Source organism: Marinobacterium arenosum (assembly GCF_019795155.1).
Classification (GTDB): domain Bacteria; phylum Pseudomonadota; class Gammaproteobacteria; order Pseudomonadales; family Balneatricaceae; genus Marinobacterium_C; species Marinobacterium_C arenosum.
In genome coordinates, this window is the sequence record NZ_JAILYN010000011.1 from 17,251 (window position 1) to 44,150 (window position 26,900).

Below are 26,900 nucleotides of genomic sequence, written 5' to 3' on the forward strand. Positions count from 1 at the left end.
TGAACCTCTGTGGGCCCCTGCCCGGCCGGAGCCAACCCTACGATGCCACCGCCGCAGGTGATTAGCGTGATATCGCGTTAATCACCTGCGGCGATTTCACAAAAAACTCAGAGAATAATATGCGGCAGGAAGCGGGACAGGTCCTGGGTGATCGGGCCGGTGTCCTCGCGCAGCGAGATACCGGCCGGCTGGTCGTCCACCAGCCAGGAACCGATCAACGTGTGGTTGTCGCCGAACCGGGGCAGTGGCTGGTAGGCCTGCAGGATAAAGCCCTCGGCGCCGTAGTCGCCGTCGCTGTGGGCGATCCGCCGGCCATCGCGGACGATATCGATATTGGCCCCTTCGCGGGAGTAGATCGGCTTGCGTACGTAGCTGCGTAGCGCGCCGGCGGCCGGGTCGTCCTCGAAGTAGGCCGGCAGCAGGTTGGGGTGGTTCGGGAACAGCTGCCACAGTAGCGGCAGCAGCGCCTTGTTGGACAATACGGTCTTCCACAGCGGCTCGATAAAGCGGGTGTGGCTGTCTATCACCGACGGGCCAAACTCCTCGCGCTGCATGAACTCCCAGGGGTAGAGCTTGAACAGCCAGCTGATCGGCTGCGCGGCCAGGTCGCAGAAGCGGCCGTTGGCGAGCAGGCCGATATCGTCTATATAGACGAAGTCGCAGTCGATGCCGGCCTGTTCGGCACAGTCTTGCAGGTACTGCACGGTGCCGCGATCCTCGACGGTGTCCTTGCAGCAGGCGAAGTGCAGCCGCTGCTGCGGCATTCGTCGCTGCAATTGGCGAAAACGCAGGATCAGCCGCTCCTGCAGCGAGTTGAACTGGTCGGCTTGCGCCGGCAACTGGCCACGGTCGACCTGCTGCTGCAGCCAGAGCCACTGCCAGAATCCGGTTTCGTAGAGGCTGGTGGGGGTATCGGCGTTGTTCTCGAGCAGCTTGGCCGGCCCGTTGCCGTCGTAGGCCAGGTCGATCCGGCTGTACAGGCTCGGTTCGCGCTCGTACCAGCTGCGTGCCAGCGCATCCCAGTAGATCGGCGGGATCTGGAAACGTTGTAGCAGTTGTTCGTCGCGTACCACCCGCTCGACCACCTCCAGGCAGAGCTGGTGGATCTCGGCGGTCGGTTGCTCCAGGTCGCGCTCGATCTGCTCCAGCGTGAACTGGTAGTAGGCGCTCTCGTCCCAGTAGGGCTCGCCATACAGGGTATGGAAATGGAAACCGTACTGGCGGGCGGTCTGGCGCCAGTCCGGCCGTTCGGCGCCGCCGATCCTGAGCATCAGCTGCCCCAGCTGCCGCTGGAGCGTGCCCGGCTGCTGACGGTTTGGCCGAAGCCGCCGCGGCCGAGTACCTTGGCACCGCCTTTCAGCGGGCGCAGGGCGTCACGGCCCACTTTCAGCTGCTGCTTGCCGTAACTGCCGAACAGGGTGCCGTCGGCGCCGACCCACTTGTTGTAGGCCTGCGAGTAGCGCGACTTGCTGCGGCCCAGCGGTTTGGAGCGGCGGAAGTCGAGGTCGAAATCGTCGTCGGTGGCGAAGTTCTCGCCCAGCATGAAGCCGGCCATCAACGGGATGAACATTGCACCGAGACCGGGATGGGCTTCGCAGTTGTCGTTGCCGAAGTCGTACTCGCAGTCGCGTTCGCTGCGGTACTGCGGCGCGCTGCGCTGCCAGTCGGCCTGCGCGTTGCGATAGGCCAGCTCGCACTGCTGCGACTGGGCCGGGTTGTCCAGTTCGCACTCCAGCGGTGTCTGGTAGACCTTGGCCAACTGGCTGGAGTCGCAGCCGCTCAGGGTGGCGGCGCCGACCGCCAGCAGACCGGGTTTGCGCATCCAGTGTAGATCGATATGGCGGGTCCGTTTCATCGTGCCACCTCGCTCAGTAGGTCATGGATGCGGCGTTCAGCAGGCCGATGGCGATCGACACGCCGCCCAGCACCACGCCGGCCGGCCACTCGTCTCCCTCGATCCGCTGGCTGATCTTCGGCATGAACAGCCGTACGATCAGGTAAGCGAGGATCTGGGCGATCAGTGCCACCACCGCCCAGACCGCGAAGTCGAGTAGCGAGATCGAGTTGCTGGCGGCGCTGGCCAGGGCGATCGAGAAACCGATGATCGCACCGGTCAAGGCACAGGCGGCGGCGCCGTTGCGCTCCTTGACCAGCTTCCACTCGTCGTACGGGGTAAACAGGGTATAGAGCAGCTTGAACAGCAGCAGGGCGATCAGCGACAGGCCGAAGTACAGCGCGAAATCAACCAGGCCGATCAGGGTGTTGGTCAGGGCGTCCATGCGGTCTCCTCTGGATTAGACGCGTTGGGGATTGTCTCGGTACATACTCAGTCAGCGGGCCGCCAGGGCCTGCCAGTCGAAATTCTTGATGCGGCCCGGCGCTATATAGTAGATCAGGCTGCCCGCCTTGATCCGTTTATCCAGCGACGGATTCAGGTCGGGCCGGCCGTCATGGTCCAGGTCGACCGCGATCAGCGTGGCGCCGTAGTGTTCCTTCAGCGGGATGAACAGGTCGCGCACCGACAGCTCCGGCAGGCCGTCCGGGTAGGTGGTGGAGTACTGGGTCATGCCGCTGCCGGCGGTCAGCAACTCCTGGTGCAGCAGGCTGGAGCCGGGGTCCATCGCCGCCTTGACCAGCATCTCGGTGGAAACCGACGGGGCGCATTCGACGGTCGGGCAGTGCTGTTTCAGCAGCCGGCTGAGCGATTCGTCGCGGAAGTAGGCGATGATGTGGGCCTGCGGGTTGCGGCTGTAGGCGTAAAGCGCGGCGGTCAGGGTGCTGTCGTCGGTACCGGTATCGACGATCAGCGTCGAGGCGTCTGCGATGCAGGCGCGGTCCATATCCTCGTCGTCGTTGAATGCCTGGCTGCGGATGAATTCGATCTCGCCGGGCAGCGGGTTTTCCATCTCGTCGGTGACGCACAGGCAGAGATTGCGGTTACGGTACTGCCGCGCTTCCAGCTGAAGCAGCTTGAGCAGGCTGGTGGTGCGCTCCGGATTCCAGCCGATCACCAGTATATGGTCGTGCAGGTTCAGATCTTTTTGTCCCATGATGCCCTTTCTCCACTGTAAGGCACTGAATGCGGCCAGCTTGCCGACCGTCAGGGCGAACAGACCCAGGCCGAACGGAATCACCACCAGGGCGACAATCAGCTTGCCGCCGTGACTGGCGGGCGATAGATCGCCGTATCCGACCGTCGACGCGGTGACCACCAGCCAATACAGGAAATCGTCGCCCAGCAGGGCGGTTTCGCCGGCCGCCTTGAGCAGCAGCCAGCAGAGGCTGACATAAATAGCCAGCATCACCCCCAGCGCCTGCCAGTTCATCTGTTTCAGATGGCGGTAGATCAACCGGCGGATAAACTTGAACATCACTGTTGCATACCTGTCCGCGACTTGGTCAGCGATTATCTTAGCGGCTGTATCCGGCTGCTGGCAAAGATCGTTTGTACTGCGTGCCGGGCCGTGCGCTGACAGTTGGGACGGGGCCCGGATTCCCTTACAATGCGGCTCAATTTCATCTTAAGAGCTTGCTTGAGCAGGAGTAGCGCGTGGATCCACTGATTCTCTTTCTGATCACCGGGTTTGTTTCCATGTCGGCGGCGTTGAGTGCCGGCGCAATCAACAAGTTGCCGGATGAGAGCAAACCGGCCTTTGCGCAGACCCGCAACGGCATGGTCACCGTTGTGATGGCCGGCAACCTGGCGGCGCTGACGCTGGTCGGCGCAATGGCGTACGGTTTCCTGAAACTGGACTGGTGGATTCCGCTGCTGTGCATGTTCCTGACCTTCCCGGTGGTGCACCTGCTGTTTTTGCAGCGCCTGCTGGGCGAGGTGCGTAGTCTGATGCTGATGATGCCGTTTGTGCTGGCGGCGATCGGCGCACTTTACTACTACTGGTAAGCCCGGATGGATGCGACCTCGCTGCTGATCGGCCTGCTGCCCGGACTGCTGGGATGCGGCTTGTTGCTCTGGCGGCAGCAGCTGCTGCGTAACCGTTGGCAGCAGCAACAACATCAGCTGGAGCTGGAGCAGACCCGGCTGCAGACCGAGCTGGAACGGCTGCCGCAGCTGGAGCAGCGCCAGGCGGAACTGCAGCAGCAGCGTGACCAGTTGCAGCGGGTGTTGGCGGCGCGCAGCGAAGCGGTTGCCGAACTGGAAACCCGGTTGGCGGCGGAACGCGAGGCCCACGCCGATAAACTGGCGACGCTGCAGGAGGCGCGTGAGCAGCTGAAGGTGGAGTTCCAGCAGCTGGCCAACCGGATCTTCGAAGACAAGTCGGCCAAGTTCAGCAGCGCCAACCAGCAGCAGATCGGCCACCTGCTGACGCCGTTGCGTGAGCAACTGGGCGAGTTCAAGCGGCGGGTCGAGGACAGCTACGACAAGGAGTCCAAGGACCGGCGTGCACTCTACGAGCAGATCCAGCAGCTCAAGCAGCTCAACCAGCAGATGAGCCAGGATGCGCTGAACCTGACCAACGCCCTGAAAGGGGAGAGCAAGGCGCAGGGCAACTGGGGCGAACTGGTGCTGGAACGGGTGTTGGAGCAATCCGGCCTGCGCAAGGGCTACGAATACGAAGTGCAGGTGTCGCTCAACCAGCAGGGCCGTCGTTACCTGCCCGACGTGATCGTTCGGCTGCCGGACGACAAGGATGTGATCGTCGATTCCAAGGTGTCGCTGACCGCTTACGAGCGTTACTGCAGCAGCGACGACGAAACCGAACGCCAGCGCTACCTGCAGGAGCATCTGCAGTCGCTGCGCGGCCATATCAAGGGGCTCGGCGACAAAGCCTACCAGCAGCTGGAGGGGATACGCTCGCTGGATTTCGTGCTGCTGTTCGTGCCGGTGGAGGGGGCCTTCCTGCTGGCGTTGGAGCAGGACAGCAACCTGTTCGGCGAGGCGTTCGAGCGCAATATCATCCTGGTCAGCCCGGCCACGCTGCTGGTGACGCTGCGCACCATCCACAATATCTGGCGCTACGAGTACCAGAACCGCAACGCCCAGGAGATTGCCCGCCGTGGTGGCGAGCTGTACGACAAGTTCGTCGGTTTTATCGAATCGCTGGATGAGCTGGGCCGTCACCTGGATCGCACCCAGCAAGCCTACGAGACCGCGCGCAAACGGCTTAGCAGCGGGCGTGGTAATCTGGTCAATCAGGCGGCCGCACTGCAGAAGCTTGGCGTGGCCGGTAAGAAAAAGCTGCCACGGGCGCTCAGCGAGCAGGCCCGAGACAGCGATCCGCAGGAGCTTGAATCATGATTTCGGTGGTGGGTTACGGTTCGTTGCTGTCAGAACGCTCGGCCCGGGAGACGGTGCCGGGGCTGATCAATTACCGGCTGGTCGAGGTGCCCGGCCACCGGCGTATCTTCAACAAGGTCGGGGTGGTGTTCTTCAGTCGTCACGGTGCCAGTGCGGACAGCCTGGAGATCGCCTCCTGCTCCACCGAACCCTCACCGGGCAGCGCGATGATCTGCGCCCAATTCGAGCTGGATGAGGTGGATTTTGCCGCCCTCTACGAGCGCGAACACCGCTACCGCTGGATTGAGGTGGAAACCCATGACCGCCACGGCCATGTCCGCACCGGGCGGATGTGTACCGGCTACAACGACCGCGACTACCGGTTGAACAAATGCATCACGCCGCAGGAGTACCAGCAGCGGGTCGGCCAGTATTACGGCGGCGCACTCTGGCGTGACGATATTCTGCCGTTTCCCCGTTACCTGGCGTTCTGCCTGCAGGCGGCCGCGGAAAACGGCGCCGACGTCCTGGGCAATTTTCTCGATACCAGTTTCCTGGCCGACGGTATCACCAGCATTCGTCAGTATGTCTCCCAGCACCCGCAACTGCGCAACTGGCGCGAGATGGATACCGGTTACAGTTATCTGAAAGTCAGGTAAGCGGCGTACGGCCTGTTGCGCGAAGCGAACAGTCCGCACCGGGTGTGACCTCGGTCGTAGCGGCCCGCTTTTTATACGCCTTGAGTGCCGCAGGCGGCTGGCTTGGGGAGTGATCGGGTCTGAAGGTCGCGACTGAACCTGCCCGGCCGGAGCCCTCCTACAACGGTTCCGCTGCTTATTGCTAACTATCCGGCAATACCAAAGCCTGTAGGGGGCGGGCCCGGCTGACCAGAACGCCGCAGGTGTTCTGTTGCCAGCCCGAAAAATGACCAGTTTGTCATCGGAAGAAAATCAAAATTAAGTGTTGATTTTTCCGGTTTTTATCAAAATCAAGTTTTGATTATTCTGTTTCATATCAGCATTAAATCTTGATTTTTGTTTAAATTTTGAGCAGTAACTCGCAGCTGTGCTTTAATTGCAGGGGCGGCAAACTTATGCACCCTGGATCGGCTAGCAAATTGAAATGCAACAGAATTCAGATCTAAAGGTGGCAAAGATTTGCCGATACTAATAACCAGCCGATACTGACTCCCGGCTGAATACTCCATGAGCCAAAGCGTTGCCCTTTATTTACTGCTGGCAGTGAAAGTTGGTTTGGAATTTGCTTAAATCTGCACAAAGCCCTGTGCGACATGAGAACTACAGGTCCGCAAAAGATGCTTGCTGATAACAATATGATCGTTGCTCTCGATATAGGCACCTCGAAAGTGGTTTGCCTGGTCGGCGAAGTGACCCCCGATGGCGCCATCGAACTGGTCGGTATCGGCTCGCATCCGTCACGCGGTATGAAGCGCGGCGTGGTGGTCAATATCGAATCCACGGTCAGCTCGATCCAGCGGGCGGTGGAGGAGGCCGAACTGATGGCCGGCTGTAAGATCCACTCGGTCACGGTCGGTATTGCCGGCAGCCATATAAAGAGTATGAACTCGCACGGCATGGTGGCGGTGCGAGAGCGCGAGATCACCGAGTATGACCTGGAGCGGGTGATCGAGGCGTCCCGGGCGGTGGTGTTCCCGGCCGATCAGAAGATCCTGCATATTTTGCCGCAGGAGTACCTGATCGATAACCAGGAGGGGATCAAAGAGCCGCTGGGCATGTCCGGCGTGCGGCTGGAAGCGCGGGTTCACCTGGTGACCGGCTCGCTCAACGCGGTGCAGAACATCGACAAGTGTATCCGTCGCTGTGGCCTGGAAGTGGATGCCATCGTGCTGGAGCAGCTGGCGTCCAGCTACGCGGTGCTGACCGAGGATGAGAAGGAGCTGGGCGTCTGCATGGTGGATATCGGTGGTGGCACCACCGATATCGCGATCTTTACCGGCGGGGCGATCCGCCATACCGGGGTGTTGCCGATTGCCGGCGACCAGGTGACCAACGATATCGCCATGGCGCTGCGCACGCCGAGCCAGCACGCCGAGGCGATCAAGACGCGCTATGCTTGCGCGTTGGCGCAGTTGGCCAGTGTCAACGAGATGATCAAGGTGCCCAGCGTCGGCGACCGGCCGCCGCGTGATCTGTCGCGCCAGGCACTGGCCGAGGTGGTCGAGCCGCGCTACGACGAGTTGTTCAGCCTGGTACGGGCGGAGCTGCGTCGCTCCGGTTTTGAAGATCTGGTGGCGGCCGGTATCGTGCTGACCGGCGGTACCTCCAAGATGGAGGGCGCGGTCGAGCTGGCCGAGGAGATCTTCCATATGCCGGTGCGGCTGGCCAAGCCGCAGGGCGTACGGGGTATGGAGGAGGTGATGTCGAACCCGATCTATGCCACCGGCATGGGGCTGTTGCTCTATGCCAAGCAGAATTTTGAACCATCGCAATCACCGGTACCGCTGGTGGCTGAATCGATGGAACCGAGGGAACCGGCAGATGGGCTGATGAGCCGCATGAAAGCCTGGTTCCAGGGGAATTTTTAGCGCCCGGTCCTGCCGGCGCCGCAGTAAAAGATGACGACAGGCTCCGAAGTGGTAGTTGGAGCGCTGAACCTGGAAGGAGAAGAATAATGTTCGAGATGGTGGACAGTGTGCCGCAAAGCGCAGTGATCAAGGTGGTCGGCGTGGGCGGCGGCGGCGGCAACGCCGTACAGCATATGGTCAACACCTCGGTGGAAGGTGTTGAGTTCATCTGTGCCAACACCGATGCCCAGGCACTGAACAATATGGCGGCCCGTACCGTAGTCCAGATCGGCGGCGAGCTGACCAAGGGGCTGGGCGCCGGTGCCAACCCGGATGTTGGTCGCCAGGCGGCGATCGAAGACCGTGAGCGGCTGGCCGAAATGCTCGGCGGCGCCGATATGGTGTTCATCACCGCCGGCATGGGCGGTGGTACCGGCACCGGTGCCGCGCCGATCGTTGCCGAAGTGGCCAAGGAGCTGGGTATCCTGACCGTAGCGGTGGTCACCAAGCCGTTCCCGTTCGAGGGTCGCAAGCGGCTGAAGATCGCCGAGGAGGGGATCAAGGAACTGAAGGAATGCGTCGACTCGCTGATCATCATCCCGAATGAGAAGCTGCTGCCGGTACTGGGTAAGAACTGCAGCCTGCTGAACGCCTTCAACACCGCCAATGATGTATTGAAAGGTGCGGTGCAGGGGATCGCCGATCTGATCATCCGTCCGGGTATGATCAACGTTGACTTCGCCGACGTACGTACCGTGATGTCCGAGATGGGCATGGCGATGATGGGCACCGGCAGTGGTACTGGCGAGAGCCGCGCCGTCGAGGCGACCGAAGCGGCGATCAAGAGCCCGCTGCTGGAAGATGTCGATCTGAAAGGCGCCAGCGGCATCCTGGTCAACATCACAGCCGGCCTGGATCTGAGCCTGGGCGAGTTCTCCGAAGTGGGGCAGATCGTCGAGGAATACGCCTCCGAGGAAGCCACCATCGTGGTGGGTACCGTTATCGATCCGGAGATGACCGATCAGCTGACCGTGACCGTGGTGGCAACCGGCCTGGGTCGCGCGGTGCAGCAGGAGGTGCGGGTGGCCAACGGCGGTACCACCAGCGCGGTGGCCGCCGGCCGCAGCAGTACCCTGACCACCGACTTCAGCCAGCTGGAACTGCCGACCGTACTGCGCAACCGGCAGAGCGAATCGGCCCGGCCGAAAGTGGTCGAAGAGGTCGAGTCCTACGATCTGCCGGAACCGGCGCTGAAAACCGGTACCGACGATATGGAGTTCCTGGATATCCCGGCCTTCCTGCGTCGTCAGGCTGACTAATCCAGCTAACAGAACTTCCAGGTTCGAGCCGCCCGCACCGTCGGGCGGCTTTTTTATTTGGCAGTTTCCAGTTAACAGGATTGAGTTAACAGCGGGCCCTGAGGAGTGTCGCGGCGCTTAGTAGCAGCCCGCTCAGAGGGCGACCTCCGCGGACCGTGCCAAGTGCCGGTCGCGGTCGGAGCCCGCTGCTACGGGATCATCCTTTCGTAGCAGCCCGCTCAGAGGGCGATATCCGCGGACCGTGCCAAGTACCGGTCGGGTCGGAGCCCGCTGCTTCGGGATCCTGTCGTAGCAGCCCGCTCCGCGGGCGATGGGGATCGCGGGGGAATCGAATCCGTAAGGTTGCGGCTGAAGCCGCTTATCTAAAGCGGCTCTTAGCGTCATCCTCCAATTTGGAGTGCCCGCTCCTTGTAGGGCGCCACCTGGGGCGCCACCGCCGCCGGCGGTTGGTCGGCTGAAGCCGACCCTACAGGTGCTGTTAGGCGTAGCAGTCCGCCTTTTATGCCCGAGTGTGCTGCGGGCGACGGGTATTTGTTCAGCCGCCCGGGCTACTTCAACCAGAACGCGATCAGCGTGAACAGCGCGATCATGAACCAGACCAGCGACATCAGTTGCCAGAACAGCAGCGCGTTGGGGTTCTTCTGTTCCGCTTCGCGCGGGGTCAGGAAATCGGGGTTGGGTTCGGTCAGGTCCTGCATGAAATGGTCGAGGCTGTCATAGCGTTTGGTCGGGTCGATCGCCAGCGCCTTGGCCAGCGCGCGGTCGAACCAGATCGGGATGATCGGATTGTGACGGTCGGCCGGTATGTAGTTGAGCCGGCTCAGTTGCTGTGGTTTCTCGCAGTTCTCCAGACCGTCGCCGTAGGGCAGGTGTTGGGTGAAGATCTCGTAGGTGATCGCCGCCAATGAGAACAGGTCGCCCTTGATGCCGGTGTTCTGGCCGAGCCGGAACACCGGGTCGGAGTAGTTCATGGTGCCGAGGATCCGGTCGCGGGTCAGCGGCACGAAGATCTCGTTGATGCCGGCCACGTAGACCGAGCCGAAATCGACGATCTTGGCCCGGTTGTCCGGGGTGATGATGATATTGCTCGGCTTCAGGTCCTGGTGCAGGGTTTCGCGCTGGTGGAATGCCTTCAGGCCGGTGGCAATCTGCTTGACCAGCTCGATCGCCTGCGCCGGTTTCGGGTGCGGATTCTCGGCGATCCACTGCTCCAGCGTGACCCCTTCGACCTCCTCCATCAGGTAGTAGAGAAAGGTCTTGGCGCGGTTGGAGCTATGTACCTTCACCACGTGGGGGCTGTCGATCCGGCTGCCGACCCACTCCTCCATGATGAAGCGCTCGATATAGGCGGCGTCGTCGCTGAAGTTGTGCGACGGCGTCTTCATCACCCAGACGCTGTCGTCGGCCAGGTCGCGCACCCGGTACAGCTGGCTGCGGTTGCTGGCGTACAGCTCCTGCTCGATCAGGTAGCCGTCGATCTTCAGGCCCGGCTCCAGCTCCGGCGGGAACGGCAGCTCGGTGAGCCGGTCGGTTACCTCCTCCAGGCTGTGATCGGTGAGTTGGTCGACCCGTACCAGCTGGCAGCTCAGGTTGTCGCCGCTGCCGGCCCGGTAGGCGGCGTCGGTCAGCCGCTGGCAGGCCGCCTGCAGGTCGTCGTCGGCCAGTGCCAGTTGTTTCAGCTGCGACGGTTCCAGATAGTCGTGCACCCCGTCGGTGGTCAGCAGGAACAGGTCGCCCTCCTCGATATCGACCCGTCGGTAGTCGATCTCCAGGTGGGTATCCATCCCCATCGCCCGCGACAGGCAACTGTTGCTTTCGCTGAGTTGGGTGATGTGGTCGTCGGTCAGCAGCTCCAGGTTGTTGTTGCGGATCAGGTAGATCCGGCTGTCGCCGATATGGAACAGGTGGGCAGTGCGCGACTTGATGACCAGCACCGACAGGGTGCAGACATGGCCGCGGCTGGTGGACAGGTATTCGTGGCTGCGCGCGTACAGCAGCCGGTTGATGGCGGTCAGCACCTTCTGGGCGGAGGTCTTGACGGTCCAGATGTCGGGGGTGTCGAAGTAGTCGTTGATAAACTCCTGTACCGCGTACTGGGCCGCTTCGGCACCGGCCTCGGCGGTGCTGACGCCGTCGGCGATCACCGCGCAGGCGCCCTTGGTGGTCAGCAGGTTACCGTCCGGCTGGTAGAAGCCCAGACAGTCCTCGTTGCGCGCCTTGCGGCCGCGAACGCTCTGTTCGGCGGCGGAAAGACGCAGATCGCTGGCAAGGTGCATTTCCATAGCGGGTATCCCAAACGGTTAACCGGGAGCTGCAGGCAGCCCCCGGTCGCTGGTCGGCCGAATTCGGCTAACCCTTATTCAACATCAATCAGCTGTACGGTGCCATCGGGCAGGACTTCCGCCATCTGGCCGCTCGGCTCGTCCATGAACTGGACGAACAGGAACACCACCGCGGCGGAGGCGCTGATCACCATGAAGAAGGTGGCGTAGTCGACGAAGCTCAGTACAGTCAGGTAGCAGACCGCACCGACGTTGCCGTAGGCACCGGCCATGCCGGCGATCTGGCCGGTCATCCGGCGCTTGATCAGCGGCACCACCGCGAACACCGCGCCTTCGCCGGCCTGGACGAAGAACGAGCAGCACATGGTGGCGATCACCGCGGCCGGAATCCACCAACTGGAGTCGATCTGGCTCAGTACCAGGTAACCCACCGCCAGACCGGCGATCAGCACCGACAGCGCCTTGCGGCGGCCTATCTTGTCACTCAGGTGACCGCCGGTCGGCCGCGCCACCAGGTTCATGAAGGCGAAACCGGAGGCCAGCAGGCCGGCCTTGACCGGGTCCAGCCCGTCGAAGGTTTCCAGGAAGAACAGCGGCAGCATGGAGACCACCGCCAGCTCGGAGCCGAAGGTCACGAAGTAGGCCACGTCCAGTACCGCCACCTGCTTGAACTTGTAGCGCTGGATCTCCGGTACGCCCTCTTTAAGGTTCTCCTCGTTGACGTGGTAGATGGCGCGCAGCTGAACCACGAACAGGCCGACCAGCACCGCGTAGATGGCGTTGGTGCCGAACGCGTCCAGCAGACCCAGGTTGGTCGGCGACAGCTTCCAGGTCAGTACCGCCAGGGCGGCGTACATCGGGATGTTCATCAGGATGTAGAACAGGAAGTCGCCCTTGCTGGTCACCTCCAGGCCACCGCTTTTCTTCGGCTTGAAGTAGGTGGAGCCTTTCGGAGTATTGCGGGCCAGTTTGTAGTACAGCAGGCCGTAGCAGATGGCGATCACGCCGGTCATGCCCAGCGCATAGCGCCAGCCGTGCTCGCCGCCGAACAGCAGTGCGATGGTCGGCAGGGTCATCGCGCCGGCGGCGGAACCGAAGTTACCCCAGCCGCCGTAGATCCCTTCGGCGACCCCAACCTGCTTGGCCGGGAACCATTCGCCCACCATCCGGATGCCGATCACGAAGCCGGCGCCGATAAAGCCGCTCAGGAAGCGCAGGATTGCCAGCTGCTCGTAGGTTTGCGCCGAGGCGAAGCCCAGACAGATCGTGCCGCCAACCACCAGCAGCATGCTGTAGATGGCACGGGGTCCGTATTTGTCGACCAGCGTGCCGATGACGATTCGCGACGGGATCGTCAGCGCCACGTTAAGAATCATCAGCGCTTTTACCTCGGCGCTGGTCAGGTCGAACACCTCCTTGATATAGGCCAGCATCGGCGCATGGCTGAACCACACCACGAAGGTGAGGAAGAAGGCGAACCAGGTGACATGGAGGGTCTTGATCTTGGGATCGCCAAAATCAAGCAACCGCAGGTTGGTGGTAGACATGTGACTGCTCCTGAATGTGTTGCAGCTGAGTTCACGGGTCGGATCTGTGGCTGGGCACAGCCGACGCAGAGGCTCCGCGACCAAGGCGTGGTTCAAGGAGGAGGGTGCCGGGTCGCGGGAGCATGCGTTAGCGCCAAAATAGGCTTATCCGGTTTGGCAGTTGTTGATGTGCATCAACTGCCGGCAGCGCTCGTCGGACGGCGAAAAAGCCCACTACCACCATGGGGGTATGTTGGGGTTTGTTATTTAACTGTTTGAATATAAAGGATTTAAAAGTTGATTTTTGAGCCCGTCAGGGAGCTTTTCAAAGCCCTGTGGATAATAGGGGGTATCTGCGTAGCCGGGCCGGGCGCTGACAAAAAGAGCCAGAGTCTGGCGGCTGCCAGTTGGCCGGCCAATGACCAAGATCAAGTGGGCAGGGTTCATTGGAGGTAGGCGAAAGTTATGCCTTCAGAGGCATAGGCGGGGCCGGGCGAAGCGGCTATCTTGAATACCATTCTCGGCGCCATCGGCCGCACACCCCTCAGTGTCAGTCGTGTGGCGCGGGTTCAGCTCATAGCATCCCGTTGCTTCTGGTCAGGCGCGGGATGCCAGGCACCTCCTGGCACCCGGTAAGCAAGTTTAGATTCGACAGAGTCTGTTCCCGCCTACCGGGTTTTTTTTTTGAGGTTATGAGTTAACAGTTTTGAGCTGACAGAGGCCGATTTTTATAGCTTGGTAGGGTGGGCACGCTTTTGGTGCCCACGCGGACAGTGCCACAGCCCGGCCATGTTCGAATTGTGCAGCTTTGTCGATGGTCGGGTGGGCACCGAAGATCTGCTCACCAGACACGGCTGAAAGAGTGCCCTCCTTGTAGGAGAAACTCCGACCGCGACGGCTGGGTCCATGTATGCGGCTTCGTCGGGCAGCTTTAGCCGCGACCTTCGGCGGCCTTTTCGAAGTCCGTGGTCTGTCGCCCGCGGAGCGGGCTGCTACGGGTGGGTGCGTCAACCGTCCGATTCAGCCGCGACCAGGCCAGCAGCAGTGCCCCCGAGGCCAGCAGGTAGCCCAGGCTGGCGCCGATAAAGCCGGCCTGGTAACCCCACTGACCCATCAACAACGCACCGCCGGCGACCCCGAACAGGTTGCCGAAGCGGATGGTGCCCTGGGCGGTGCCGATCAGCCGGCCGTTGCGCGGGCTGTCGGCCAGCCGGATCAGCGAGGCCTGCACCATCGGCAGCATCGCCCCCAGACAGACGCCCCAGCCGAAGCGGATCAGCAGCAACGGTAGCCAGTCGCTGTATAGATGGGCCAGGTAGCAGCCGGCCGCCGCCAGCGTGAGCCAGCTCAGCAACAGCAGGCCGCTGGCCGGCGGGCGCCGGTCGAACAGCCGTCCCCAGCGCGACGCGCTGAGCATCATACCCACTCCGGCGCTGCTGAACAGCAGGCCGGTCAGCAGCGGCGTGGCGCCGAGTTGCTGTTCGGCGAACAGCGCGAAGAACGAGCTGGGCATCGCCTTGGCGATCTGCAATAGCAGGATCACCGTCAGCAACAGCCCCAGCACCGGCACTGGTTTTTGCACCGCCGGTTCTGCCGGCATATCGGCGCTGGCGTTGCGGGGTGCGCTGCGGTTGTCACCGGTTAACTTCCAGGCCAGCAGTAGCGTCAGCACCAGGCAGACTGCCGCCGAACTGAGGAAGATCGCCCGGTAGTCCAGCCACTCCACCAATGCGCCGCCCGCCAGCGGACCCAGGATGGCGCCGGCGGCGGTGGCCGAGGTCAGTTTGCCGACCACCGAGGCGCGCCGCTCGGCGGGGGCGATCGCGGTGGCGAAGCAGAGCGCGGCGGTGATGATGCCGGCCAGCGCGCCCTGCAGCAGCCGGTAGATCAGCACCTCCCACAGGCTGCTGCTGAAGAACAGCAGCGCCTGGCTCAGCATCAGGCCGAGCATCGCCCGCAGCACCATCGGCTTGTGGCCGAAGCGGTCGCCGAGCCGGCCCCAGACCGGCGCTGCCAGGCCCGAGACCAACAGCGGCGCGCCGTAGATCAGCGCACTCCAGAACGCCAGCGCCTGCGGATCTTGCGCCGGCTGCAGCTGGCGCAGGAACAGCGGCCAGAACGGTTCGCTCATCTCCATCGCCGCGATGGCGATCAACTGGCTCCACCAGAGCAGTCGTACCTGTGTCTGCCAGTCAGTCATCGTGGTCCATCAATGCCTTCTTCAGTGGGTTGGGGATCGGTTCGCAGACCGCCTGTTGCGACTGGTCCTGCAGCCGCATGCGGATGAAGGCGGTGCCCGGCCAGGGGGCGTCGAAGAATGCCTGCTGCTCCTGCTGGCGGGCGGAGTCGCCGTGGCGAACGCCGAACCGTTCGAGGTAACCGTCGAGCAGGCCGGCCAGATCGCGCCAGAGCTGCTCGGCGTTGAGCCCGAACTGGCCGTCCAGCAGCTCGATCAGCTCACCGAGATGGCTCTGCATCACCGCATGGGAGATGTTGACCCGTGCCTCGGCGCGGCTGTCGACCAGCGTGCTGGCGGCGCTGAAGGCGATCGGCCAGCCCTGCTCGGCCAGGCTCGACCGGTGGATGCAGACGCCGCCGACATCGCGGTTGATGAAACCGCGCGGCTGGCCGTCGGCGTCCAGCACCGCCATCAGGTTCTGCTGGTGGGCTTCCAGCGCGATACCGTAGTCCAGATAGAGCTGCAGCACGCCGGCGAACAGCAGGTCGCAGTAGCGCCGGAACCAGTCGCGAGCCTGGCCGGCGTTGCCGACCCCGGCCTGGCGCATCAGCTCGATCAGCAGCGGCTGGCCGGACAGCGGCGAGGGCACGAACAGCGCCGCCACCACCACCGCCTGTTCATCGTCGGCCAGCAGCCGGCAGGGGTTGCGGCGGAACAGCACCGCCAGGTAGCGGGCGTCGTCCCGGCTCTCGCTGTCGACCTGCAGATGCAGCCCCAGCTCGTCCCACTGGCAGCGCAGTGCGGTGGCGATATCCGGCCGCTGGCCAAAGATATCCTGCAATACCGCCGAGATGCGCGCGGCGTTCTCCACCGACGGGCTGGACAGGTTGCGTACCGAGCTGGTCATCTGCGCGGCGACCGGCAGTTTGATATAGGGCGCCTGCCGCGCCTCGGCCGGCGCCAGGGTGCGGAACGACAGCGTCGGCGCGGCGGCGAAGCGGGCGTCGGTCAGCCGGATCAGCCCCGCGGCCAGTTCGTCGGCGAACCGTTGCGGCAGGTCGTGCTCCAGCTGCCAGGGGTGGACCGGCAGCGGCAGGTAGTCGTCGTGGTCCGGCAGCTGCCCCTGCCACTGCTGGAACCAGGCCGGGTAGTGCCGGGCGAACCAGGCGCGGTAGTCGAGCCCGTCGATCATCCGGCTCAGCTTGGCCAGCGAGCGGTGCACCGCGATTAACGCCAGCGGCACCCGGGCGGCGAACTCGGGGGCATAGCGCCAGACCTCGTCGAGGCTCAGCCCCAGCTTGGTCTTGCAGCCGGGGTGGTAGGGGTGGCCGACCGCCGCCCACTGCTCCAGCCGGATGCTGCCGTTGCCGCCGTCCCGGCGCGCCCAGGCCAGCAGGTTGTCGATGCCGTCGGCCTGGCACTGGCGACGGATCTCGGCGTCCTGCCGGCGGCGCCAGGCCAGGGTCAGCGCCTCGTTGCGCAGGCCGTTGTCCAGTTCGGCGGCGATCCGCTGCCAGGCCGGGTCGGCACTGTCGCCGCGCAGTTCCAGCACCCGCCGCAGCGCGGTGAGCGGTTCTTCTAAGCCTTCTGCGCCTTCTGCATCTTCTGCGTCGTCGAGCGGCTGCCAGCTCAACTGCTTGAAATCGCTCAGCGCGCCCAGCCGGTTGAATCGGGCGCCGCTCAACAATAAACGGCCGGCCGGGCTGTCCAGCCGGTATTCGCCCGGTTGCTCGGCCACCGCCTCCATGACCAGCAGCCGTTCGCGCAACAGACTGCGCAGCAGCCGGAACAGGCCGTTGCGGGCGGCTTCCTTACGGTCTTCACCGCTGACGTTGGGCAGAGGCCGTGCGCCGATGGGGAGGATCGCGTTCATCCGTGTGCCTCCAGGTAGTGGAAAACCGGGGCCGGGTGGCACAGGAAGTTCTGGTGCGAGATGTTCCAGGCGTAGGCGCCGGCCAGCGGGAACAGCAGCAGGTCGCCGACCGCCAGCCGCTCGACCAAGCTGTCGCTGGCCAGGATATCCTTCGGCGTGCACAGCTGGCCGGCCACGCTGATTCGCGCCTGCTGCAACTCGGGCCCGCGACGGCGTTCGCCGGTGCCGGTCAGCACCACGAACGGGTGGCTGTGGCCCTGCGCCGGCGGCAGCCGGAACTGGTGGGTGCCGCCCCGGCAGATGGCGAACTGCTGGCCGTGATTCTGTTTCAGGTCGAGCACCTCCATCAGGTAGTAGCCGCAGAAGGCGGTCAGGTAGCGGCCCATCTCGAAGCGTAGCCGCACCCCTTGCAGGCCGGGCTGAGCCACCAGTTCGTGCAGCCCTTCGGCGAAGCGCGACCAGTCGTACTGCTGCTCCGGCTGGCGGTAGTTGATGCCGATGCCGCCGCCGAGGTTGAGCGTCTTCAGCGCCAGGCCGTGCTGCTGCGCCAACTGCTGGCAGCTCTGCAGGATATGGCCCAGTAGTTGCAGATGGCGCTCGGCATCCAGTTGGTGCGACAGCGCGTGCACATGGAAGCCCTGCAGCTCGATCCAGCGGCTGGCCTGGGCGCGCTCGATCACCGCCGGCAGCGCCTGCGGGTCGATGCCGAAAGCGGTGGCGCAGCCGGCCATGGTCAACCGGGTGCGCATGCTCTCCGGCAGGCTCAGGTTGATCCGCAGCAGTACCGGCGCCACCTGCTGGCGCGCCTCCGCCTGGGCAATCAGCCGCTCCAGCTCGCCGGCGCTCTCCACATGCAACGCCTCGACGCCCTGTTCCAGCGCCGCGGTGATATCGCTGTCCAACTTGCCCGGCCCGCCGAAGATGAACGGCTTGTCCGCCAGCAGCGGGGTGATCAGCTCCAGCTCGCCGCCGGAGGCGATCTCCAGGCCGTCGACCTGCGCCGCCACCCGCTGCAGGATCACCGGATTGGGGTTGGCTTTGACTGCGTAGAACAGCTCGACCTGGTTGGGCAGATCAGCCTGCAGCCGTTGCAGGTGGCTGTCCAGCGCCGGCAGGTCGTAGATGTAGGCCGCCAGCGGATCGGTTTGGGATTGCTGCAACTCAAGGGCCGCCTGTTTGACGGCCTGTGGGATCTCGATCACGTTGAACTCCTGATCAGCGGTTGAACGGGCTGGCGACCGGCACGTAGCCGGCCAGCCGGTCGGCGTGTTTGTGGAAACGCACCAGCAGGTTGGTCTTGCTCGGCAGCGGCTCGCCGGCCAGCAGCGCATCCAGGCTGGCGCGGGCGTTCGCCAGCGGGCACTGGTCGCGATAGCCGCGCACCACCTGTTCGATGATCCGCCACAGCTCCGCTTCCAGCCGCGGGCAGTCGTCGGCCAGGTAGTGCACCGCCTCGGCCAGGTTGTTGATGAACAGGCAGTAGCGCACCCGGTTCCAGCCCTGCTGTTCGCTGTACAGCACCGACTGACGGGCGCGCGGGCTGAGGTCGGCGGTGCGCTCGGCCGGCCAGAGCCGGTCGACCAGCTTGACCCCTTCGTAGTCGCGTACCGCGACGCCGCTCGGGTAGCCGTCGCGCAGGCAGATCAGGGTGTTCTGCAGGTGCGGCTCGAAGATCAGGCCGTGGCGGAAGAACGCCTCCAGCATCGGCGGGATCAGCGCCTCGGCATAGCTGCGCAGCCAGAGCGCCTTGTCGGCGACCGGCAGCCAGCGGGCCAGCGGCGCGCCCTGCTGGAACATGGCGCCGGCCATAATTGCCTCCTCGTCGCCGGCCAGCACGCTACGGATATTCTGCCGCACGATCATGCCGAACCCCTCCTGCACCGCCTTGTCGCTGTCCGGATCGCAGCCGGGCAGTTCGACGGTCAGGAAGCCCGGTTCGCTCAACAGCCGGAAGCCGGGGAACTGCTGCGCCCAGTCCGCCTGCAGCGGCTGCAGCCGGCGCTGGATCGCCAGCGCGCTCTCCAGTTCGTAGATCGCGTTCTTGCGCACGCAGTTGGTGATGCGGATATTCAGCGATCCTTTCAGGAACCAGGGCCGCTCCGGGTGGTAGAGAGTGCGCACCGAGGCGGTTGGCAGGTAGTGCTCGCCGGCCGGGCCCAGGTCTTCGATCAGGCCGTCGGCGATCGCCTGGCGCACCGCCGGCAGCTCGAGCAGGTAGCGCGCCTGCATCGGGTGGACCGGCACCGCCAGCCGCTCGCTGGCCGGCGCGTCCCGGCCGATATCGGCCAGCAGTTGCTCGGCGGTCAGCGGCGCCACGGTGTCCACCCGCAGCAGCGGTTCGGCGATGGCGAACCAGTGCAGCTGCAGGCGGCTGCGGTATTCCGGCGCATAGTCCGCCTCCTGTGCCGCGTGCCCCCACTGGCGGCACTTCGGGGTGGGGTGGAACGGGTGGCCGTAGCGCAGCGACTGTTCTGAGTAACGGTACAGGTCGTCCGGTTGCAGCGGCTCGGGCTGGCCGGCCTGGTGGGCCAGGATCTCGCCGGTGGTGGTCAGGCTGTGCTCGATCTGTTGCAGCAGCTCCAGGTTGAACGGCAGCCCCTCTTCGAGGCTGAGGTTGGCGATCAATGCGCGGGCCAGTTGCAGCGCGCCGAGCGGTTGCCAGGCGGCCGCCCCACCGGCGGTGTGGCGTGCCAGCACCGGCAGCGCGTAACGGTAGTTACCGGTCAGCGACGGCCGGCTGACGGCGATCATCAGCTGCTGACCGGTCTGCGCCAGGCTCAGCAGCAGCCAGTGATCCTTGCCGTGGCTGTGGCGCCAGCCCAGCGGCAGCGACTGGCGCAACGCCGGTTCGGGCTGCTGGCACAGCTGGCCGCGCGGGCCGGCCACCTCGCGCAGGTAGCAGTTCAGCAGGTTGCGGATGCAGCTGTGCTCGGCGGCCCGGCGGGCCGCATCGAAGGGGGCGGTGGCGTTGAGGCCGTCCGCCAACTGGTGCAGCGAGAGAAGCGGGGCGTTCATCAGGCGGCGGCCTCCTGTCCGTTGGTCAGCGGTGCCAGGCCGATCGCCAGCTCGTCGGCCAGCTGGTTCAGGGTGTCGATCAGCACCGCCTCCGATGGGCCGGTGCCGCGCAGGATACTCAGGTAGTCACGGTTGGAGTGCTGCTGCTCGATCCGATCACCCTGTCGGCACAGCGGCGCGAACTCGACGGCGCAGCCGTTGCGTTCGATGCGGCGGGCCTCAGGCACCCGCACCACGGTGCCGCTCCGCTCGGCGGTCTGGCAGTGGATTCGGGCACTGGCGGCGGTCTCCGGCAGGGCCGGCAGCGGCTCGCCCAGGTAGAGGCCGATCACCGCCTGGAACAGCTCGAAGCCCAGCGCCTGGGCCAGCAGGAAGTCGGACTGGTCGCCGATATTGCGGTAGTTCACCTCGATCAGCCGTGGCCCCTGTTCGGTCAGCACGAACTCGGTGTGGCAGCTGCCGAAACCGACTCCCAGCGCCCGCAACTGCTCCAGAATCCGCTGCTCGATCTCCGGTGCGGCGTGGCGCAGCAGCCGTTGGCCCAGCTCGATGAAGGCGGGCGGCTCCGACAGGAAGGTTTCGAAGCTGCCCATCACCTCCAGCCGCTCGCCGTCGCCCAGCGTCTCCAGAGTGTGCAGCGGCCCGGCCAGGTACTCCTCCAGCAGCAGTGGCGTGCCGGGATGCTGCTGCCAGTAGTCGTGGCAGGCCCGTTCCAGTTCCTGCGGGCTGCGCGCCAGGCTGACATGCTCGCTGGCCACCCCTTCGATCGGCTTGACCACGCAGGGCAGCGGCACCTCGGCCAGCTGCTGCGGCTGGCTGACGCAACGGAACCAGAGTGTATCCAGCCCGGCGGCCTGGATGGTCTGGCGCATCATCAGCTTGTTCTTGGCGCGCAGGCAGGCCTGCCAGGGTTTGCCGGGCAGGCCGTAGTAACCGGCCACGATGGCGGCGGCACTCTGCAGGTGGTCGCTGTTGCTGAACACCGCCAGCGGGGTGACCTGCTGCTGCGCCAGGGCGTTCAGTACCGCCAGCGGGTTGAACACGTCGGCCGGCAGGATCTCGTCGGGCGCCAGGATGGCCTGCTCAACCAGGGCCTGATGCCGTTCCGGTTGATCGGTGACCACCAGCAGTGGCAGCTGGCGCTGGCGGAGCGCCGGGATGAATCCGGCGGTAACGGAATCCGTGGGGACGTGGGCAAGGATGACGAAGCGTTCCTTCATGGCTGACCTCTCTAGCGGTGGGTGGAGATAGTGATATACAACTGCAAGCGCAATTGCGAATCACTATCATTCTGTTACGCTAGACGCTCGAGAGTTCAAACACCCAACCTAAGTTGTCTTAATGTCTACGAATTTTTATCAGCGGGCACTGCTTGCCAGTGATCTGACAGGGGACGATGATGGCGCCGGCAGTGCGTCCGAAGCCCAGCAGGTGCCGTCGCTGGATGCGCTCTATCAGCAGCACCGCCCGGCACTGTTGTCGCACCTGCAACGGATGGTGAAGGATCCGCATATCGCCGAGGAGTTGCTGCACGATACCTTCATCCGCCTGTCGCGGATGCCGGCATTGAGCAGCATCCGCCAGCCGAAATCGTTCCTGCTCAAGGTGGCCAGCAACCTGGCGCTGGATCATTTGCGCCAGTGCCAGCGACAGCCGGACAGTGGCGGCGAGGAGGAGCTGGCCGAGCAGGCGTCGTCCGAACCCGGCCAGCTGGACTTGCTGCTGCAGGAGCGCCGCCAGCGGCGGCTGCGGGAGGCGATCGACCAGCTGCCGCCGCGGGCGCGGGAGACCCTGCTGCTGGTGCGCTACCGGGAGCTGACGTTGCGCGAGGCTGCCCAGGAGCTGGGCATCTCTCAGACAATGGTGGAAAAGCACCTGAAGAATGCGTTACAGAAGTGTCGGGCGGTTTTGCAGTCGGACATGCAATAAGTGGGTTGTTTGATGACCAGAGAAGATTTAACGCCCGCTGATGGCCAGCGGGACTCGATCCATGAACAGGCGAGCCAGTGGTTTTTCCGCCTGCGCGAGCGGCCGGGTGATCCGGGCCTGCTGGCGCAGTTCGAGCGCTGGAAGGGCGACGATCCCGCAAAGGAGGCCTGTTACCTGGAATTGCTGCTGTTGTGGGATGAGCTGGAGCGGCTGGCGCCCGACAGCGACAAGCGGGCGCCGCCAGCGGTCGAACGCGCGGGCCCGCCGGCGGCCACCCGAACCGGTCACCGGCGCGGCCTGGCGGCGTTGCTGAGCCTGGCAATGCTCTGCCTGCTGGCCTGGCTGCTGCCGGCCCGCTACTGGCTGCCGGCGGCCGATTACGCCACCGGGGTCGGCGAGACGCGGGTAGTCGAACTGGCCGACGGCAGCCGGCTGCATCTGAATGGCCGCTCGGCGGTGACGGTCGATTTCGATAGCGCCGAGCGCCGCTTGCGGTTGCTGTACGGTGAAGCTTTCTTCGAGGTGGCCCGCGATGCAGCCCGGCCGTTCCGGGTCGCGGCGCGGGATACCACCACCGAAGCGATCGGCACCGCGTTCAATATCCGCATCACCGACGGGCGTGTCGATACCACCCTGACCGAGGGGCGGGTGAGGGTCCATCTGCCCGATCGCGCACCCCAACCGCTGCATGCCGGCCAGCGGTTGAGCTGGACCGGGGATCACTCGGTCCGGGTCAGTGATGGCCCGGGCCATTATCTGCCGGCCTGGAAGCAGGGGCTGCTCGCGCTGGACCGGCAGCCACTGGCGGAGGTGGTCGAGCTGCTGAACCGCCACTATCGGCCGATGATTCGGGTGGTCGATCCCGCCCTGTGGCAAACCCCGGTCAGCGGCACCTTGCCGCTGGACGATCTGCCGACCCTGCTGGCGATGCTGGAGCGCTCGCTGGCGGTGCGTCACTCCGCGATCGGCGAGCAGCTGTTGCTGCTGCATCGGTAGTTTTTAGGTTTTTCTCGGATTGGCGGGAAACACCTGCATCCGGTGAACAAGCGCCGCGTGGCCGCAACAAACTGGTTGGTTCTTCACTTTTTAATATTTTTTTAAAAAAGAGGGTTGGGTATTCAGCGCAGGTAAACGTCTTACTGCTGTTGCAAATGCAAATAATTAGCATTCATAACCGCAGACGGAAGTTACCGGGAGTCGCTTGCATGACAGATACTCAGCCTCGCACATCATCGCCAACCGCCAATCCACAGCTGAAGCGCCGCCTCAAACGGGCCTTCTGCCGCAGCGCGCTCTGCGCCGCCGTGCTCGCTGGCATATCCGGCCCCGCCTGGGCCCAGGACGCGGAGCGGTTGCAGCAGCCGCTGGTGCTGAGTATTCCGGCGCAGAGTCTGGCCCGCTCGATCACCGACCTGGCTCAGCAGGCGCAGCTGGTGGTCTTGCTGCAACCGGGCCAGTTCCAGCAGCAGGCCGCGCAGCCGCTGCAGGGCCAACTGACCCTGGCCGAAGCGCTGGATCTGCTGCTGGCCGACAGCGGTTATGGCTACAGCATCGAAGCGGGCAACCAGCTGGTGCTCAAGCCGCTCGGTCCGGTGGCGCAGGCCGAGCAGATGGCCAAGCTCGAGGTGGTCGGCAACTGGCTGGACAAGGTGGGCGAGCAGACCCTGCATGAATTTCCCGGTGCCCGTCACCGGCTGAGCCAGCAGGATTTCGAACAGGCCGGCGCCTTCAGCCTGACCGAGGCGTTCCGCAAGATCCCCGGTATGCAGGTGCGCGTGCCGGCGGAGAGCTACGGTGCCAACCACGCGCTCAGCGTCGGCGTGCGCGGCCTGAAATCCCGCTTCTCCGAGAAATCCACCATCCTGCTGGACGGCATGCCGCTGTCGTTCGCGCCGTACGGCCAGCCGCAGCTGTCCATCGCGCCGATCTCGCTGGGCAACCTGGCGGCGATCGACGTGGTCAAAGGGGGCAGCTCGGTACGTTACGGGCCGCAGAACGTCGGCGGGATCATCAACTTCGTCACCCCGGATATCCCGGAGCAGGCGGAAGGCCGGATCACCGTGCGCGGTGAGGGGGCGACCGGCGACGCCGAAGGCAACCTGCGCGGCCAGGTCAATGCGTTCTACGGCGGCAAGGTGACTGAGGATAGCGGCCTGGCACTGCTCTACTCCGGCAGTCACGGCGGCAACTACCGCGAGCACTCCGACGAGGATATCGACGACCTGATGGTCAAGGGCGAGACCTGGCTGAGCGACAACCAGCAGCTGGACGGTCACCTGCGCTACTTCAAGGCCAAGACTGAGATCCCCGGCGGTCTCAACGAGCAGCAGTTCGCCGAAGACCCCTACCAGTCGCGCTACAACTTCAACCATTTCGAGGGTGACCGCAAGGAAGCGCGGCTGCGCTACACCAACTACCTCAGCGACAGCCAGGAGCTGCAGATCCAGGGCTTCTACGCCACCACCTACCGGCTGTATGGCCTGCAGTTCAACCCCGACAGCCGCCAGCGCTACGACGAGTGGGGCCGCGAATACGATGTCTACGGCATTGAGCCGCGCTATAGCCAGCTGGTGGAGCTGGACAACAGCAGCCACGAGTTCTCGGTCGGTTACCGCTACGTCAAGGAGGATGCCAAGCTGAACCGCACCCGCTGGAACAACTTCGCAGTCGGCAGCGATCCGGTTACGGTCGATGGCGTGTTGCGTACCCTGGACGATGCCGGCACCACCGCTCATGCGCTCTACCTGGACGACCGTATCCAGTTCGGCGACTGGACGCTGACCCCGGGCGCACGGCTGGAGAAGGTGGAGGTGTTCCGCCACAGCCTGGTGAAGAAAAACCAGCCGAACGATTTCCGCAACGAGCAGGACTACACCGAGTTTCTGCCGTCGGTCAGCCTCGGCTACCGGTTGTCGCCGACCACCCAGCTGTTCGCCAACTACAACACCTCGTTCGGCACCCTGCAGCACCTGCAGCTGTCGGACTCCACGGAAAACGAGCTGGAACCGGAGATCGCCCGCACCGTCGAACTGGGCGGCCGTTACCGCAACGGCGGCCTGAGCGCCGACCTGACCCTGTTCAACATCAACTTCACCAACAAACTGCAGTGGGATGACAGCCTGGGCCACCACGTCAACCGCGGCAGAACCCGCCACTACGGGGTGGAGATGGGCGCCGCCTACGACTTTGCCGGTGGTTTGAACCTGCACGGCAACCTGGCCTACACCCACGCCGAGTTCCGCGAGGGCGACCTGGCCGGCAAGGAGCTGCCGTACTACTCCAACTGGGTCGGCAATCTGGGCGCGGAATACCGCTACGGCGACTGGACCTACAACCTGGAGGGTTACGCCCAGTCCAAGCAGTACTCCGACAACGAGAACACCGACCCGCTGACCGTGGTCAACAACACCTACTTCCGCGGCCATATGCCGGGCTACATGATCTGGAACCTGCGCGCCAGCTACCGCCTGGCCGGCCTGGCAGACGATGCCAGCATCGCCTTCGGCCTGAAGAACCTGTTCGATCAGGACTACTACACCCTGACCGGCCCGGACCAGCCGTACGGCGCCGGTATCGACGTGGGCGCGCCGCGCACCGCCTATGTCGAACTGTCGATGGGGTTCTGAGTCGCGTGCTACTGTGATCGTAAAATTTGACCGCTCTTGGCAGGGATGCCAAGAGCGGTCAATTTAGTTTGAGGCCTTTGAGGGTGGTCCCCGTCCAGGATGGCGTCCTACAGGGCTTGGAGTACAACCCGCTACTATGGGGGGGCGGTGCTTTGAAGCAGCCCGCTCCGCGGGCGACATGGCCGTTTACCCGTTCCCAACAGGGCTCAGCCGCAGCCAAGCCGAAGCGACTTTTTTGGTGCAAAAAAGAACGCAACGATTACACGAAAAACGCGGGCTTGGATGCCGGCTGTAGCAATTTGTTATGCATTTTTTGGATCTTATTCGAATGGGTGCTCATCAAATTGTTTTGCCATATCGCCAATTTTGAGCCAGCTCGGCTTCTCCGAAACGAATTCGTGAAATTTATTCTCCAAGCCGATATCCCCGTCGATACAGTTGGCTGCCAAGGGGAATGTGTCTTCTTCCGACAACACCTCACCCAGTGCTGACCCACAGACTGAGCAAAAACACCTATCGTACTTATATGGAGGCGTAGCCTTAAAGGTCGAAATTTGATCTCGGCCTTTCGTTATATGAAAAGTGTCAGACTTGACGAATACCAGAGTACTAGCCCCAACCTTTCGGCATCTACTGCAATGGCACGTCCCCATCATGCTGGGGGCTTCCGTCAACTCGAACTGTACGGCCCCGCAACAGCAGCTTCCTTTGATCATGTGTCACCTCAAGTAAGTGATTGTTCCCTTCACCTGAGAATCATACGCTGATACTGTTTATATATACAGTATTTTGTTCGGCTATCTATGCCCTGAGACACAACCTCAATTTCTGGCGTATGTAGAACGCTTGCAGCAGAGGCCGCCGAAACGAAGCGAAGCCACGAGGCGGCGATTCTTCCAGCTACATTTTTATGACAGTCTGGTAGGGTGGGCGCACTTTTGGTGCCCACGCGAAAAATGCCGCAGATCGGCCATTCTCGAATGGTGCTTGGTCCTCGACGGTGGTGTGGGTACCGAAGATGTGCCCACCCTGCAGGTTGTATTTGGTTACGATGGGAAAGGTAGTGGGTTGGTTCAGCCGCCGGCCCGAACAAGAGACGCCGCAGCTAACGGCCTGTCGCCCGCGGCACCCACGGGCATAAAAAGCGGGTTGCGACGGAGCACGGAACCCTGTAGCAGCGGGCTCCGATCGCGACGGGTTGGCACGGTCCGCGAATGTCGCCCACGGAGTGGGCTGCTACGGAGCACTGAACCCTGTAGCAGCGGGCTCCGATCGCGACGGGTTGGCACGGTCCGCGAATGTCGCCCACGGAGTGGGCTGCTACGGAGCACTGAACCCTGTAGCAGCGGGCTCCGACCGCGACAGGGTTG

General features: G+C 63.8%; 20 protein-coding genes. 8 read left to right on the top strand and 12 right to left on the bottom strand.

The window, feature by feature from the left end:
- Positions 1 to 107: 107 nt before the first annotated feature.
- Genes K6T12_RS07050 through K6T12_RS07065 form a run of 4 tightly spaced genes read right to left on the bottom strand, consistent with a single transcriptional unit; the run spans position 108 to position 3,371 of the window.
- Complete coding sequence (locus K6T12_RS07050; RefSeq protein WP_222220874.1) at positions 108 to 1,271, bottom strand: glutathionylspermidine synthase family protein; 1,164 nt, start codon at positions 1,269 to 1,271, stop codon at positions 108 to 110.
- Positions 1,271 to 1,855 carry a DUF1190 domain-containing protein gene (locus tag K6T12_RS07055; RefSeq protein ID WP_222220876.1) on the bottom strand — a complete coding sequence of 195 codons (585 nt, stop codon included), beginning with the start codon at positions 1,853 to 1,855 and terminating at the stop codon, positions 1,271 to 1,273. The genes K6T12_RS07050 and K6T12_RS07055 overlap by 1 nt, the downstream gene beginning before the upstream one ends.
- Before the next feature lie 13 nt (positions 1,856 to 1,868).
- Positions 1,869 to 2,279 carry a DUF350 domain-containing protein gene (locus tag K6T12_RS07060; RefSeq protein WP_222220878.1) on the bottom strand — a complete coding sequence of 137 codons (411 nt, stop codon included), beginning with the start codon at positions 2,277 to 2,279 and terminating at the stop codon, positions 1,869 to 1,871.
- Positions 2,280 to 2,330: 51 nt separating this feature from the next.
- Entirely contained in the window at positions 2,331 to 3,371 is a 1,041-nt protein-coding gene (locus tag K6T12_RS07065) for an ion channel (RefSeq protein ID WP_222220880.1), read from the bottom strand.
- Between the two features lie 179 nt (positions 3,372 to 3,550).
- On the opposite strand from K6T12_RS07065, the gene K6T12_RS07070 reads away from it, so the two are divergent.
- From K6T12_RS07070 to ftsZ, 5 genes are all read left to right on the top strand, one after another.
- Complete coding sequence (locus tag K6T12_RS07070) at positions 3,551 to 3,901, top strand: hypothetical protein (RefSeq protein ID WP_222220882.1); 351 nt, start codon at positions 3,551 to 3,553, stop codon at positions 3,899 to 3,901.
- A gap of 6 nt (positions 3,902 to 3,907) precedes the next feature.
- Positions 3,908 to 5,257, top strand: a complete 1,350-nt coding sequence (locus tag K6T12_RS07075) for a DNA recombination protein RmuC (protein WP_222220884.1) — start codon at positions 3,908 to 3,910, stop codon at positions 5,255 to 5,257.
- Positions 5,254 to 5,895 (top strand): gamma-glutamylcyclotransferase, encoded by a 642-nt coding sequence (locus K6T12_RS07080; RefSeq protein ID WP_222220886.1) that lies wholly within the window; start codon positions 5,254 to 5,256, stop codon positions 5,893 to 5,895. The genes K6T12_RS07075 and K6T12_RS07080 overlap by 4 nt, the downstream gene beginning before the upstream one ends.
- Positions 5,896 to 6,551: 656 nt before the next feature.
- A complete protein-coding gene (gene ftsA, locus K6T12_RS07085; protein WP_222220888.1) occupies positions 6,552 to 7,802 on the top strand; it encodes a cell division protein FtsA in 1,251 nt (416 codons plus the stop codon).
- An 86-nt stretch (positions 7,803 to 7,888) separates the two neighbouring features.
- Entirely contained in the window at positions 7,889 to 9,100 is a 1,212-nt protein-coding gene (gene ftsZ, locus K6T12_RS07090) for a cell division protein FtsZ (protein ID WP_222220890.1), read from the top strand.
- A gap of 548 nt (positions 9,101 to 9,648) precedes the next feature.
- Here the strand turns inward: ftsZ and K6T12_RS07095 are convergent.
- The 7 genes from K6T12_RS07095 to K6T12_RS07125 all read right to left on the bottom strand — a co-directional run bounded on the left by K6T12_RS07095 (position 9,649) and on the right by K6T12_RS07125 (position 21,195).
- Positions 9,649 to 11,382 (bottom strand): bifunctional protein-serine/threonine kinase/phosphatase, encoded by a 1,734-nt coding sequence (locus K6T12_RS07095; protein ID WP_222220892.1) that lies wholly within the window; start codon positions 11,380 to 11,382, stop codon positions 9,649 to 9,651.
- 74 nt (positions 11,383 to 11,456) lie between these two features.
- Positions 11,457 to 12,929: a NarK family nitrate/nitrite MFS transporter gene (locus K6T12_RS07100; protein WP_222220894.1), complete on the bottom strand. Its 1,473-nt coding sequence runs from the start codon at positions 12,927 to 12,929 to the stop codon at positions 11,457 to 11,459.
- 910 nt (positions 12,930 to 13,839) lie between these two features.
- Positions 13,840 to 15,108: an MFS transporter gene (locus tag K6T12_RS07105; protein ID WP_222220896.1), complete on the bottom strand. Its 1,269-nt coding sequence runs from the start codon at positions 15,106 to 15,108 to the stop codon at positions 13,840 to 13,842.
- Positions 15,101 to 16,960 carry an IucA/IucC family protein gene (locus tag K6T12_RS07110; RefSeq protein ID WP_222220898.1) on the bottom strand — a complete coding sequence of 620 codons (1,860 nt, stop codon included), beginning with the start codon at positions 16,958 to 16,960 and terminating at the stop codon, positions 15,101 to 15,103. Before K6T12_RS07110 ends, K6T12_RS07105 begins: the two co-directional genes overlap by 8 nt.
- A complete protein-coding gene (locus K6T12_RS07115) occupies positions 16,957 to 18,162 on the bottom strand; it encodes a type III PLP-dependent enzyme (RefSeq protein ID WP_222220900.1) in 1,206 nt (401 codons plus the stop codon). Before K6T12_RS07115 ends, K6T12_RS07110 begins: the two co-directional genes overlap by 4 nt.
- 13 nt (positions 18,163 to 18,175) lie before the next feature.
- Complete coding sequence (locus K6T12_RS07120; protein ID WP_222220902.1) at positions 18,176 to 19,975, bottom strand: IucA/IucC family protein; 1,800 nt, start codon at positions 19,973 to 19,975, stop codon at positions 18,176 to 18,178.
- On the bottom strand, positions 19,975 to 21,195 hold the full coding sequence (locus tag K6T12_RS07125; protein ID WP_222220904.1) for an ATP-grasp domain-containing protein: 1,221 nt from the start codon (positions 21,193 to 21,195) through the stop codon (positions 19,975 to 19,977). The genes K6T12_RS07120 and K6T12_RS07125 overlap by 1 nt, the downstream gene beginning before the upstream one ends.
- A 121-nt stretch (positions 21,196 to 21,316) precedes the next feature.
- Between K6T12_RS07125 and K6T12_RS07130 the strand changes: the two genes are divergently transcribed.
- The 3 genes from K6T12_RS07130 to K6T12_RS07140 all read left to right on the top strand — a co-directional run bounded on the left by K6T12_RS07130 (position 21,317) and on the right by K6T12_RS07140 (position 25,530).
- The gene (locus K6T12_RS07130; protein WP_222220906.1) at positions 21,317 to 21,904 is read left to right on the top strand and encodes an RNA polymerase sigma factor; all 588 of its coding nucleotides are present in this window, start codon (positions 21,317 to 21,319) and stop codon (positions 21,902 to 21,904) included.
- 12 nt (positions 21,905 to 21,916) lie between these two features.
- On the top strand, positions 21,917 to 22,900 hold the full coding sequence (locus tag K6T12_RS07135) for a FecR family protein (protein WP_222220908.1): 984 nt from the start codon (positions 21,917 to 21,919) through the stop codon (positions 22,898 to 22,900).
- Positions 22,901 to 23,109: 209 nt separating this feature from the next.
- The gene (locus tag K6T12_RS07140; RefSeq protein ID WP_222220910.1) at positions 23,110 to 25,530 is read left to right on the top strand and encodes a TonB-dependent receptor family protein; all 2,421 of its coding nucleotides are present in this window, start codon (positions 23,110 to 23,112) and stop codon (positions 25,528 to 25,530) included.
- A gap of 320 nt (positions 25,531 to 25,850) precedes the next feature.
- On the opposite strand, the gene K6T12_RS07145 is transcribed toward K6T12_RS07140, so the two are convergent.
- Positions 25,851 to 26,246: a GFA family protein gene (locus K6T12_RS07145; RefSeq protein ID WP_222220912.1), complete on the bottom strand. Its 396-nt coding sequence runs from the start codon at positions 26,244 to 26,246 to the stop codon at positions 25,851 to 25,853.
- Between the last annotated feature and the right edge of the window lie 654 nt (positions 26,247 to 26,900).

Coding starts and splice junctions, on each gene's coding strand:
- K6T12_RS07060 (WP_222220878.1), bottom strand. CDS start 2,279: ATGGACGCCCTGACCAACACCCTGATCGGCCTGGTTGATTTCGCGCTG.
- ftsA (WP_222220888.1), top strand. CDS start 6,552: ATGCTTGCTGATAACAATATGATCGTTGCTCTCGATATAGGCACCTCG.
- K6T12_RS07140 (WP_222220910.1), top strand. CDS start 23,110: ATGACAGATACTCAGCCTCGCACATCATCGCCAACCGCCAATCCACAG.
- K6T12_RS07050 (WP_222220874.1), bottom strand. CDS start 1,271: ATGCTCAGGATCGGCGGCGCCGAACGGCCGGACTGGCGCCAGACCGCC.
- K6T12_RS07080 (WP_222220886.1), top strand. CDS start 5,254: ATGATTTCGGTGGTGGGTTACGGTTCGTTGCTGTCAGAACGCTCGGCC.
- K6T12_RS07095 (WP_222220892.1), bottom strand. CDS start 11,382: ATGGAAATGCACCTTGCCAGCGATCTGCGTCTTTCCGCCGCCGAACAG.
- K6T12_RS07055 (WP_222220876.1), bottom strand. CDS start 1,855: ATGAAACGGACCCGCCATATCGATCTACACTGGATGCGCAAACCCGGT.
- K6T12_RS07135 (WP_222220908.1), top strand. CDS start 21,917: ATGACCAGAGAAGATTTAACGCCCGCTGATGGCCAGCGGGACTCGATC.
- K6T12_RS07130 (WP_222220906.1), top strand. CDS start 21,317: ATGTCTACGAATTTTTATCAGCGGGCACTGCTTGCCAGTGATCTGACA.
- K6T12_RS07105 (WP_222220896.1), bottom strand. CDS start 15,108: ATGACTGACTGGCAGACACAGGTACGACTGCTCTGGTGGAGCCAGTTG.
- K6T12_RS07145 (WP_222220912.1), bottom strand. CDS start 26,246: ATGATCAAAGGAAGCTGCTGTTGCGGGGCCGTACAGTTCGAGTTGACG.
- K6T12_RS07120 (WP_222220902.1), bottom strand. CDS start 19,975: ATGAACGCCCCGCTTCTCTCGCTGCACCAGTTGGCGGACGGCCTCAAC.
- K6T12_RS07110 (WP_222220898.1), bottom strand. CDS start 16,960: ATGAACGCGATCCTCCCCATCGGCGCACGGCCTCTGCCCAACGTCAGC.
- K6T12_RS07125 (WP_222220904.1), bottom strand. CDS start 21,195: ATGAAGGAACGCTTCGTCATCCTTGCCCACGTCCCCACGGATTCCGTT.
- ftsZ (WP_222220890.1), top strand. CDS start 7,889: ATGTTCGAGATGGTGGACAGTGTGCCGCAAAGCGCAGTGATCAAGGTG.
- K6T12_RS07075 (WP_222220884.1), top strand. CDS start 3,908: ATGGATGCGACCTCGCTGCTGATCGGCCTGCTGCCCGGACTGCTGGGA.
- K6T12_RS07100 (WP_222220894.1), bottom strand. CDS start 12,929: ATGTCTACCACCAACCTGCGGTTGCTTGATTTTGGCGATCCCAAGATC.
- K6T12_RS07065 (WP_222220880.1), bottom strand. CDS start 3,371: ATGTTCAAGTTTATCCGCCGGTTGATCTACCGCCATCTGAAACAGATG.